Below are 11,718 nucleotides of genomic sequence, written 5' to 3'. Positions count from 1 at the left end.
GATGCGCTTACAAATAATAAGGATAATGGCATTAACGCGTAATAATTAAAGAGGATTTTATTATAAATCAAAGTATTAAAATTAGTGGTTCACGCCAAGGATAACGCTCGACTTCTTATCAGCATCACCCTTCATGATATTCGCAATATTTACTTATATAAAGCAGCTCGGGCTTGTCCAACACTTCGAATAGGTGTCGGCTACGCGACACATATCCTTATTTGTTATGAGTATTACTTAAATGGGCTAAGATCAATATCCTCTAACTCACAAACTGCCATAATTGTTGGATGTGATGATAAACGATTTAGATAAGCTGACAGATGTTCAAAACTTAATGGCGATTTCTTAATAGGCAAACACCATTCAGAAAGCATAAATAAGAAGAAATCACAGGCTGATATTTCATCGCCTAAAAGGTATTTATTACCCTCAAGTTGATCATTAATTACCGATAATGATTCGCCAATTCGATCATCTTGCGCTGCAACCACATTTGGAATTGTGAGTTCATCATTTGTATGTCGATGCGGATAATAACGAACCATTAACTCAGCTTGAAGCGTATTGTTTAAGTAAGCTAACCATTGAAAAAATTGAGGTCTACTTTTGCTTCCCAAGTGAGGAATTAAACCATAGTCAGGGTTTTGCTCACAAAGATGAATACAAATAGCAGAGCTTTCAAAGATTGCCATTCCATCGTCAATCAACGTAGGAATTCTACCCGCTGGATTTAATTTTAAATATTCAGCTGATTTGTGGAGACTTGATTTCCTATCAACCAACAATAATTCATACTCTAATTCCATGAAATGTAATAAGAAGTGCGGAGCTAAACTCGCGTTGTTTGGGTAATAATATAGCTGATACAAAATGACTTCCTTTTCTTAATCCACAAATACTCATAACAACTTATTATATTAACAACTTGCCCGAATTTGTTCTTTGAACACGCGCCCGTATTTATCTCGAAATAATATATAAATCAGATATATTTTTAGTTATTAATCCCGATAGTAATCACAAAATAGGGCACTGCCATCTAGTTTCTGGGTTTTCGACTAGTAGTCGTCAGCAGAACATAGGACAGCCATATCTTTATTTTAAAAACTCAACACGCGGCAAGTAGATTCCCTATCACCCTCGCGGACATTAAAACAGTCGTGTACCATCTATGCCCGATTTGAAAAAATGATGGTCGTTGAACCATTAACACTTTTATGACTGTCCTGTCTTTCGCCAGAATTGATCGAAATAGATTACGAAAGTTATGGGTGTCCTATGTTTTTTTAGATAAAAACGTAAAATAATAAGGATAATGGCATTAACGCGTAATAATTAAAGAGGGTCTAATTATAAATCAATGAATTAAATTGATTGGTTCACGCCAAGGATAACGCTCGACTTCTTTTCAGTATCACCTTTCATGACATTCCCAATATTTACTTATATAAAGCAGCTCGGGCTTGTCCAACACTTCGAATAGGTGTCGGCTACGCGACACATATCCTTATTTGTTAGCTTTTTGAAAGATCCAATCTTCTATGAAGATTACAGATCATTTCTTCTGATACATTTTCAATTGCCACAATACCATTGAATTGCTCATATTCAGTACCATTAAGAGAATTCAATACTTTTACTACTCCTAACTCTGTAATTTTAATTAAACCAAGATCAAACAAAGTATGAATGTCAGATCTAAGAAGCAGACCATTATTTATAGTGTAATTTGTTTCATCTGCATGAGGGTATATATGAGCAGCTTCCAAAACTTGTATTACCTTAGAACCAGAGATACAACATGTATAATCAAAATGCTCTAATAATAAATTTCTAAAAGCTGACTGCCCTCTTCTACTCTTAATTGATCTTAATATATTTTCATCTATGAAAATATTATTATAATCACTCTTAACTTTAGGTTTTATGGGATAACAAGTTATATCAACACCATCAAAATATTTTGGTGCAAAAGCATTTCTTTCAGCTCCAGGCTTGTAATCTAAAGGGAGCATTCGAACTGTTCCACGATCACGAAACTTTCCTGATTCAATAGCATTAACTAACTCTTCTTCAGTTAACCCTTCAAAATTATTAGTATCATTTGTAAAATTAACACTAAATAATCCTTTCTTCTTTCCTCGCTCACCTTTATATGGGAAAACTTTTTCACCACTATCTGTAAATGACCAAATATTTAAAAGAAAATCACTTTTATTCAAAGCCATAAATACACTCCATTAAAAGCTAACGCCGCATTAAGGTGTGAGCAACGCTACCACAAACCCTAACCAGACTACCGTAAACACAAAACCCAACGATGGAATGAAAAATACCAAGCAGTGGGAATCACTCTTAAATGCTTTATTATGTAGCTTTAAATATGTGCTTGCGGTGATATTGCATATAAGTTTCATGCTCAGGAGCTAAAGTAATCTTCATGCTTTGATTTAAGCCAGCAACGTCAAAATCGACAAATTGAGAGGATATAATTATTTTTCCTGATAAATCAAAGCTTATTAAACCAGCATCAAATGCTCTGTCTATATTTGCCATAAGCAACAAGCCATTGAATTTATCTAACCTTTCACGATTATCTGATGCATGCCAAGGTTTTATATGGCTTGCAACTAGTAACTCGTTTGTTTTGCAACCCGTTACAGCACAACCTTGCCACATAGTAATTAAGTCACGTCTAAACTTACCCTGACCAATCCGAGCCTTAATCAAGCTGTTTTTTTCAGTATCGCTTGTATTTAAATCCAATTGAATCGATGAAAGGTCTTGCTCTAGGCTGCTAGGCATAGAGTTTTCATCAATATCCGTATCATTAGATTTTTTTGCTTCATTTCTAGATGCATATGATGTTGGAATACGAACAGATAACTCTCGATATTCTTCAGAGTTTGCGGGAATTAACGCCATTTTACCTTCAGCGTTTTTATGAACACCCCAACCAAACTTTTTCAATAATGGTGATCTTTTTACATTATATGAGCTAATTTTCAAATCGGGTTTATTACGACGAACAACATGAAGCTCATGATGATACTCAGCTTCTGTATACTTGTACGGATTTTCTATCAAAATCTCATAAGCGATTCTCGCTATTAAATTACCTTCTTTAGGAACAACCGCAACATCAGACTTAGAATCCAGTGAAATTAATATTAGTTCTTCTTTAATCATTCTTCTTACTTTTTGTGGAGTTAGACAGTTACATAACAACTTATTATATTAACAACTTGCCCGAATTTGTTCTTTGAACATGCGCCCATATTTATCTCGCAATAATATAAAAATCATTATAAATCAGATACATTTTTAGTTATTAATCCCGATAGAAATCACAAAATAAACATAGAGCAATCATATCTTTACTTTAAAAACTCAACGCGCGGTTAGTAGATTCCCTATCGCCCTCACGGCATTAAAACAGTCGTGTCCCATCTATGCACTATTGAAAAAATGACGGACGTTGAACCATTAACACTTTTATGGCTGTCCTGTCTTTCGTTTATAAAGTGCCGTCAGAATTGATCAAAATGGATTACGAAAGTTATGGGTGTCCTATGTTTTTCGGCAAGTAGATTCCCTATCGCCCTCGCGGTATTAAAACAGTCGTGTCCCATCTATGCCCGATTTGAAAAAATGATGGTCGTTGAACCATTAACACTTTTATGACTGTCCTGTCTGTTGTGGCTTAATGAACTTGTCCAACACTTCGGATTGGTGTCGGCTGCGCGACACATATTCTTATTTGTTAGACGCAATCATCGTTTAATGGATATGTTGCAACCCACACTTTATGCTTTTTAGATAAATTACAATGATGCCCCATTATCATTCCCATAAGATATGACAATCGCATATGCCCTTCAATTAATTGATAAGGTTCTTTCATATTTTCGTCATCATACTCAACTGGATGTGCAAGTGAACCAAAGTTTTGTCCTATAATAATTGGAGTTGGAGTAGTACCTTTCTCCAACATATATTTACCAAGCCAAGTAGTTTTTCTATATTGACCTTGCAACAACTCCCGACCCCAAGATCTAAGTTGAAGAGGCCAGTCATCAACATGACCAATTTCCATTATTTGTTCATTAGTAAACTCACAGAGTTCATATGCCCAACATTCAGGCTGTAACGGCAACCAATCCTGAAAACCACTCCAATGACGATAAATCCAAGTTTCAACAACTTCTTTAGGAATATGGTTAAGAGTCTGAGGCCATTTTTGATAATAATCTTCAAATGATTCCACAGATTGTGAATCGTAATTTTGAATTATAGGGAACATGAATACTCCTTTAAGCGCCTAACAACTTGCCCGTATTTATCTCGCAATAATATAAAAATCATTATAAATCAGATATATTTTTAATTATTAATCCCGATAGTAATCACAAAATCGGGCACTTGCTATCTAGTTTCTGGGGTTTCAACTAGTAGTCGTCAGCAGAACATAGGACAGCCATATCTTTATTTTAAAACTAAACACGCGGCAAGTAGATTCCCTATCGCCCTTGCGGGCATTAAAACAGTCGTGTCCCATCTATGCCCCTTTTGAAAAAATGACGGTGGTTGAACCATTAACACTTTTATGGCTGTCCTGTCTTTCGATGTCTTTCGATAAATAAATGAATTAAATTGATTGGTTCACGCCAAGGATAACGCTCGACTTCTTTTCAGTATCACCTTTCATAACATTCCCAATATTTACTTATATAAAGCCGCTCGGGCTTGTCCAACACTTCGAATAGGTGTCGGCTGCGCGACACATATCCTTATCTGTTAAATATTTAGAAGCGAATTTCACCTAAATATGGTTGTATATTAAACGAACTCATCTCTGCTTGATTTAAGACCATACTTATGACTGTATAAAAGAAAAGCAACGGTTTCTGTGTATGAGAGACAACCAACCGAGATTGAGGCTCTGGTAAAGCAGTAAAATTTCCTTCAGCTGTTTGGTTAAGAATAACGCCTTTATTAAGAATACACACAGTATCGATACGCTTATGTACTTCGTGTCCAATTTCAATCTGCTTCAAATTAGAATGAACAGACTCTAAATTAGGAGAATCAAAAGCAAATACAAAGTGCGATATAGGCCAATGACGCCAGTCTTTACCATACAATTTATGGCTACGAACTATCACTGATTTTGGGTCAAAGAAAGCCACTTTCTCAAGTGACTTAACACTTTTCATATTCTCAAAGGACTTCTCTAGCTCTGATTTATCTAAGAATGCTTTTACCTCAATAACGGCGTAAACACATTCTACTGGGATAACGCGGGTTTCTGCTGACTGAAAAAAGATTGGTGTTTTCGCTGCATCATGAATAATAATATCCATCTGCCTAGAAATGCCGCCCTTTGAGTCAACCACCATTCCACTACTTATCTCTAAGTTTCTTGGAAGATATTGTTTCAAAAACGACTTAACAACATCTTCATTCGAAGCACCTTTTAGCCCCGCATGACTAAGAGCATTTCGTGACCTCTCAAAATCAGAACGCATCTGAATAGATATTTCATTAAAGATTTGTTCAATATTCATCTAAACCCCATTAATGCTTAACAACTTGCCCATATTTATCTCGCAATAATATAAAAATCATTATAAATCAGATACATTTTTAATTATTAATCCCGATAGTAATCACAAGATGGAGGTACATAGTGGAAGAACAATTGAAAAAATGACGGTCGTTGATACATAAAAAACCACACTCCATCACAACGATTAAATATTCACTAAATTAATATGTCATTTATTAATAATCTCGCATAACATTTGTAAGTTGTTATTTATTAATAAAAATAGAGTGACAACTCAATTATTCTGAATTAGGATAATTGCCATTAGTCGGGGGGCGTTAAGCTGAGATCACCATCATGGTGGGACCCGTTGAACCTGAACCAGTTAGCACTGGCGGAGGGAACTAACTATCAACGGCACCCTGCTATTGATAGATCCAAGCGAGCCCTAACTGCATACTCTTATCGCAGTTTACACTTCAATCCGCTTGATACTTGTTCCTAATGCTAGCGCGTAAGGAATTATGTATGTCACACACTTCATCGTCACAGCGCACCACAACAACACCTATTGTATTAACCATTGCTGGATCAGACAGTGGTGGCGGCGCGGGCATTCAAGCTGACATTAAAGCTATTTCAGCAACAGGCAGTTATGCTTGCTCGGTTATTACGGCAATTACGGCGCAAAATACGCAAGGCGTTAATGGCATATTACCTATCCCGCTAAAAATGGTCGAACAGCAGTTAGACGCAATATTTAGCGATCTCAATGTGCAAGCGGTGAAAATAGGCATGCTCGCTGATAGTGATATTATTCAGCTAGTTGCGGCTAAAATTCGTCATTACCAACCACCATTTTTAGTCATTGATCCAGTAATGGTAGCCACCAGCGGTGATGTGCTATTACAACAACAAGCTATAACTACCCTCAAAACTGAATTGCTACCACTGGCTGATATTATTACCCCTAACTTGCCAGAAGCGGCGGCATTAACGGGTTTAGACATTCCGCAATCGATGGCTGATATGCAAGCAATGATCAGCGCATTGCGAAACATTAATCCTCATGCGGTGTTACTCAAAGGTGGTCATTTAGAACAAAGTCGTGATAGCACTGATTTACTCATTCTCGCTACTGATGTTATCGAGCTCACTACCCCTCGCATTAACACTCACAATACTCATGGTACAGGTTGCACCCTATCTGCAGCTATCGCGTCTTATCTCGCCCAAGGTAACGATCTTACAACGGCAACGTCCTTGGCTAAACGCTATATTACCGCCGCTATAACCGCTGCCGATGAACTCAAGATTGGTCATGGACATGGCCCTGTGAATCACTTCTTTGCAGGTCATCATCATGTGCGCTGATCTGGAAATTACTATTACCAATGGTTGTTTACGCTATCACTCAACGAAAAATGACCCGCAAAATAACGCAGTAATTAAGGATCTGAATTTAACCATTGCCGCTAATAAATGGACTTGCTTGGTGGGCAAAAGTGGCTGTGGCAAAAGCACCCTGATCAAGTTTTTGGCTGGACTACTCAACGAGCGCACTCAATGGCAAGGTCAACTGACAATCTCAGATAATCAACCTTTAGCTGGGCGAGTCGCTTATATGGCGCAACAAGATTTGTTATTACCTTGGTTAACGGTATTAGACAATGTTTGTGTTAGCAGTAAGTTCGACCATCACAGTTCAACAGCGAATCTAAAACAGCGAGCTCTGACACTATTAGAACAGGTTGGTTTAGCAGATAAACATCAGTTATTGCCGCAACAATTATCAGGCGGTATGCGGCAGCGAGTAGCCCTTGCGAGAACACTATTACAAGACCAACCAATTGTATTAATGGATGAGCCATTTTCAGCCTTGGATGCCGTCACCCGTTATCGCTTGCAAGATCTGTTTGTAAAATTACTCAAGCATAAAACCGTGGTGCTGATAACCCACGATCCTCAAGAAGCAATTCGATTAAGTGATCAGCTGTATATTTTGCAAGGCGAGCCCGCTTTTGCAATGGCGTTATCGTTACCAACATCATTACCACCACGGCGCTTTGATGCTGAATCAGCCAGCCACCAGCAACGTATTTTTGACCTATTGGCACACGATCATGACTGATATTACCCGTTTTTTAATCACCTCCCAATCGCCGTGTCAACAACAGCAACCACAGCGAGAACTTGCAGCACCGATACGATTACTGATTAGCATTAGTGTGCTAATTGGATTGTGGCAACTGATCGTGACAGTATTTGATTTACCAAGCTTTATTCTGCCGCCACCGCTTGATGTCGCGCAGCGATTAATAACACGCTATGACGTTCTGCTAAGTAACACCTGGGTCACTAGCCAAGAGATCATTCTGGGGCTAGTTCTCGGTTTATCATTGGGGTTATGTTTTGCCTTACAAATGCTGCTATTTAAGCCCGTTAAGCGATGGTTATTACCGTTATTAATCGCCAGCCAAGCCATCCCTGTGTTTGCTATCGCTCCAGTATTAATGCTGTGGCTAGGCTATGGCATTGGATCCAAAGTGGTAATGGCTGCGTTAATTATCTTTTTCCCCGTCACTACTTGCTGCTATGACGGCTTACGTAACACCCCCACCGGTTACCTCGAATTATCTGCCACTATGGGCGCAACTAGGTGGCAACAGCTTAAATATATTCGCTTTCCTGCTGCACTACCGGCATTAGCTTCAGGCATTCGTGTCGCGGTGGTTATCGCACCAATTGGCGCTGTCGCGGGCGAATGGGTCGGCGCGAGCAAAGGCTTAGGCTATTTAATGCTACAAGCCAATGCCCGCATGATGATAGATGAAATGTTTGCTGCGCTATTTATTTTATCGCTGTTATCAATATCACTCTATTTCATCACTGACAGATTATTAAAGCGCCTGATCCCGTGGCAGCCATAACAACACAGGTAAAAATAACCCTTCTTATTTGGACACTTAATATTTAAAGGATTGATTGTGAAACATATTTTTTTAATAACGACCATAATGTTGCTGCTATTTGGGATCTCAATCAGCGCTGAAGCGAGCCCACAACCTCAAAAACTCACCAAGATAAGTCTGATGCTTGATTGGTTTGTAAACCCCAATCATGGCCCGATTATTATTGCTCAAGAGCGTGGTTATTTTAAGCAACATGGCATCGAAGTTGATATTCAGCAACCTGCCGATCCATCATTACCACCGAAATTAGTTGCCGCTAATAAAATCGATCTTGCCGTTACTTATCAACCTAATTTAACCATTGATGTTGCTGCTGGTTTACCGTTAATTAAAACGGCAACTCTGATTGCGACACCGCTTAATACATTGATGGTATTAAAGAAAAGTGGCATCACTGATTTATCACAACTGAAAGGAAAGACAATTGGTATTGCCGTAGCTGGCAATGAAGACGCCACTATTGGTGCCATGCTAGCGAATCACGACGTCAAGCTAACGAATGTCAACATCGTCAATGTCGGCTGGGCGCTATCATCTTCATTAGCCTCAGGTAAAGTTGATGCGATTTGGGGCGGATTACGTAATTTTGAAACCAATCAATTAGCGCTAGAAGGCTACCCTACCGCCTCGTTTTTTCCAGAAGAGAACGGCATTCCTAGTTATGATGAATTGATCTTTGTCGCCAACAGTAAGCATTATAACCGCCAAGCGATCACCGCTTTTAATGCCGCTATTACTCAAGCGACTACCTATATCATCAATCACCCTCAAGCTGCATGGCAGCAGTTTATTCAATACGCCCCTGATACCTTAAATAACAAGCTTAATCATCAAGCATGGAATGACACTTTAAGCCGATTCGCGCTGCGCCCTGCCGCTGTCGATTTTAAACGCTACGATGATTACGCCCAATTTCTATTTAAACACCACGTTATAACCCAACTGCCGCAAGCCAAAACTTACATTGGCAGCTTCTAAGGAGAGATCACATGACATACCAAGATTTAATTGATGCTTGCCAACCCCAATGGACCACTTATACCCAGCACCCTTTTGTGATCCAACTGGGTCAAGGCACACTACCACAGCATTGTTTTATGCATTATTTAAAGCAAGATTTTTTGTTTCTAAAACAATATGCGCGCGCTTATGCGTTAGCGATTTATAAAGCGCGTACTTTAGCCGATATGCGTCGCGCGCTACCAAGTGTGGCGGCTTTATTGGATCATGAAATTGCCCACCATATTGACTACTGTTGCGCTTGGCATTTAACCGAGCAAGATATGGAACAAGAGCCAGAAGATGTTGCCACAGTCGCTTACACGCGTTATGTGCTAGATGCTGGTATGCAAGGGGATATCATTGATTTATACGTTGCTCTTGCTCCATGTGCGATTGGTTATGCTGAAATTGGTAACTTGCTAGCTAATGATACAAAAACCGTGTTTGACAACAATCCCTACCATAGCTGGATTGCGTTATATAGCGGTGAAGAATATCAACAAGGGGTTGTTACAGCGACGGTATATCTTAATAATCTCCTAGCAGAAATTCCGCTGCATAGCCAACGTGGTCAGCAACTTGTTCAAACCTTTAAAGTCGCAACGGAAATGGAAATTGCGTTCTGGCAACAAGGTCTTAATGCAGAGGCTATTAACCATACATCAGGAGTTGTCGACAATGGATAACCCATCACAGCCCATCTTTAACTCAGCCACTTTGACCGCAAATATTATTGCGGCACTGGCACAAGTGAGAGAACAAAAACCGTTAGTGGTTAATATTACCAATTACGTGGTAATGAATAATACGGCTAATGCTTTATTAGCGATTGGAGCATCCCCTATTATGGCGCATTCACGTCAAGAAATGGCTGAGATGATGCACATTGCAGGATCATTAGTGATCAATATTGGCACCCTTGATAACGAATGGATTGAACGGATGCTATTTGCTGTTGAACAAGCAAATGCTAATAACAAACCGATTGTATTAGATCCCGTTGGCTGTGGCGCAAGTGTATTACGCACCCACACTGCGCGCACTCTAGCAGCGAAAGCCAATAATTTAATCATTCGTGGTAACGCATCTGAAATCATTGCTCTTGCAGGTGAAACCAGCCAAACCAAAGGCGTTGATGCACTTGATAGCAGCGATACCGCATTAGTCGCCGCACAAGCATTAGTCGCACAATACCAAGCTAATGTGGTTATCTCAGGTGAAGTTGATTATGTAGTGACAGCGTCACAGACTATCCGCCTTCACAATGGTCACCACATGATGCCTTATGTCACTGGCATGGGATGTTCATTAACCGCATTAACGGGCGCATTTGCCGCAATTGGAGAAACTTCAGGGCTGGCATCGACTGCAATCTATGCCATTGTCGGTGAAATCGCCGCTGAGCAATCAACAGGGCCTGCCACTTTGCAGCTCAATATTATTGATGGTTTATATCAAATCAGTGCCGAGCAAATTCAACAGCGACTTAATATAGCAGTGGTAGCGTCATGATAACTAATAATCACAATCCTTATTTATTGTATTTAGTGACTGACGATCAGCAAAGCCTAACCACCCTTGAACATGTTGTTCGTGAAGCCGTCGCGGGTGGCGTGACGATGGTACAAATTCGTGAAAAACATGGTGATGTGCGGGCTTTTATTGAGCGAGCTCAAACCATTAAAGCAATTTTACAACACGCGTATACGGCAACTGGTCGTTATATTCCGTTGATCATCAATGATCGGGTTGATGTGGCGCTGGCGGTAAATGCAGATGGGGTTCATTTAGGTCAAACAGATATGCCCGTTGTTATAGCGCGACAACTGTTAGGAAAAGATAAGCTAATAGGACTATCGATTGAAACTGAGCAGCAACTCGCCGATTGTGTCAGCCTACCGATTGATTACATTGGGCTTAGCGCCATTTTTGCCACTGCGACTAAAACTAATTTGGTGACCCATTGGGGACTAGCAGGTTTACAGCATGCAGCAGCGATATGTCCATTTCCGATAGTGGCGATTGGTGGCATTAACCACTCCAATTTAACTGACGTTATCGCAGCAGGTGCTGATGGAATCGCAATTGTTTCAGCAATAAGTCACGCTGATGCTCCACGCCAAGCAGCGATGACTATCAGATCTTTACTTAACAATAACTAATCGCGTTTATAAAAAATGGGCTGAAAATATC

11 protein-coding genes, 1 pseudogene and 1 riboswitch are annotated in these 11,718 nt (G+C 39.6%); of the genes and pseudogenes, 7 read left to right on the top strand and 5 right to left on the bottom strand.

Annotated features, from left to right (window positions below; translation table 11 throughout):
• Nucleotides 1-233 precede the first annotated feature (233 nt).
• The 5 genes from BTN98_RS13990 to BTN98_RS13970 form a co-directional block, all read right to left on the bottom strand.
• Entirely contained in the window at nucleotides 234-872 is a 639-nt protein-coding gene (locus BTN98_RS13990) for a glutathione S-transferase family protein (protein ID WP_061000333.1), read from the bottom strand.
• 645 nt (nucleotides 873-1,517) lie between these two features.
• The gene (locus BTN98_RS13985; RefSeq protein WP_061000337.1) at nucleotides 1,518-2,231 is read right to left on the bottom strand and encodes an HNH endonuclease; all 714 of its coding nucleotides are present in this window, start codon (nucleotides 2,229-2,231) and stop codon (nucleotides 1,518-1,520) included.
• Between the two features lie 139 nt (nucleotides 2,232-2,370).
• Complete coding sequence (locus BTN98_RS13980) at nucleotides 2,371-3,192, bottom strand: DUF6157 family protein (protein ID WP_061000339.1); 822 nt, start codon at nucleotides 3,190-3,192, stop codon at nucleotides 2,371-2,373.
• 574 nt (nucleotides 3,193-3,766) lie between these two features.
• Nucleotides 3,767-4,306 carry a hypothetical protein gene (locus BTN98_RS13975; RefSeq protein WP_061000341.1) on the bottom strand — a complete coding sequence of 180 codons (540 nt, stop codon included), beginning with the start codon at nucleotides 4,304-4,306 and terminating at the stop codon, nucleotides 3,767-3,769.
• Between the two features lie 502 nt (nucleotides 4,307-4,808).
• Nucleotides 4,809-5,570, bottom strand: a complete 762-nt coding sequence (locus BTN98_RS13970) for a DUF6602 domain-containing protein (RefSeq protein WP_061000343.1) — start codon at nucleotides 5,568-5,570, stop codon at nucleotides 4,809-4,811.
• 300 nt (nucleotides 5,571-5,870) lie between these two features.
• Nucleotides 5,871-5,971, top strand: a riboswitch (TPP riboswitch).
• Nucleotides 5,972-6,079: 108 nt separating this feature from the next.
• Here BTN98_RS13970 and thiD point away from each other — a divergent pair.
• The 7 genes and pseudogenes from thiD (at nucleotide 6,080) to thiE (ending at nucleotide 11,687) form a co-directional block, all read left to right on the top strand.
• Nucleotides 6,080-6,925, top strand: a complete 846-nt coding sequence (gene thiD / locus BTN98_RS13965; RefSeq protein WP_061000345.1) for a bifunctional hydroxymethylpyrimidine kinase/phosphomethylpyrimidine kinase — start codon at nucleotides 6,080-6,082, stop codon at nucleotides 6,923-6,925.
• Nucleotides 6,915-7,682, top strand: coding sequence for an ABC transporter ATP-binding protein (locus BTN98_RS13960; RefSeq protein ID WP_061000347.1), 768 nt, complete (start codon nucleotides 6,915-6,917; stop codon nucleotides 7,680-7,682). Before thiD ends, BTN98_RS13960 begins: the two co-directional genes overlap by 11 nt.
• Nucleotides 7,683-7,755: 73 nt before the next feature.
• Nucleotides 7,756-8,481 (top strand): annotated as a pseudogene (locus BTN98_RS13955) (ABC transporter permease); the annotation flags it as partial.
• Between the two features lie 57 nt (nucleotides 8,482-8,538).
• Nucleotides 8,539-9,501 (top strand): ABC transporter substrate-binding protein, encoded by a 963-nt coding sequence (locus tag BTN98_RS13950; protein WP_412779390.1) that lies wholly within the window; start codon nucleotides 8,539-8,541, stop codon nucleotides 9,499-9,501.
• Between the two features lie 11 nt (nucleotides 9,502-9,512).
• Nucleotides 9,513-10,211, top strand: coding sequence for a thiaminase II (gene tenA / locus BTN98_RS13945; protein ID WP_061000351.1), 699 nt, complete (start codon nucleotides 9,513-9,515; stop codon nucleotides 10,209-10,211).
• The gene (gene thiM / locus BTN98_RS13940) at nucleotides 10,204-11,037 is read left to right on the top strand and encodes a hydroxyethylthiazole kinase (RefSeq protein ID WP_061000352.1); all 834 of its coding nucleotides are present in this window, start codon (nucleotides 10,204-10,206) and stop codon (nucleotides 11,035-11,037) included. Before tenA ends, thiM begins: the two co-directional genes overlap by 8 nt.
• Nucleotides 11,034-11,687 (top strand): thiamine phosphate synthase, encoded by a 654-nt coding sequence (gene thiE, locus BTN98_RS13935; protein WP_061000354.1) that lies wholly within the window; start codon nucleotides 11,034-11,036, stop codon nucleotides 11,685-11,687. The genes thiM and thiE overlap by 4 nt, the downstream gene beginning before the upstream one ends.
• The last annotated feature ends 31 nt before the right edge of the window (nucleotides 11,688-11,718 follow it).

Origin of the sequence: Photobacterium aquimaris (genome assembly GCF_002954455.1) — a bacterium.
Taxonomy (GTDB): Bacteria; Pseudomonadota; Gammaproteobacteria; order Enterobacterales; family Vibrionaceae; genus Photobacterium; species Photobacterium aquimaris.
Note: the sequence above shows the minus strand (reverse complement) of the source record. Positions and strands in the feature narration are given on the sequence as shown.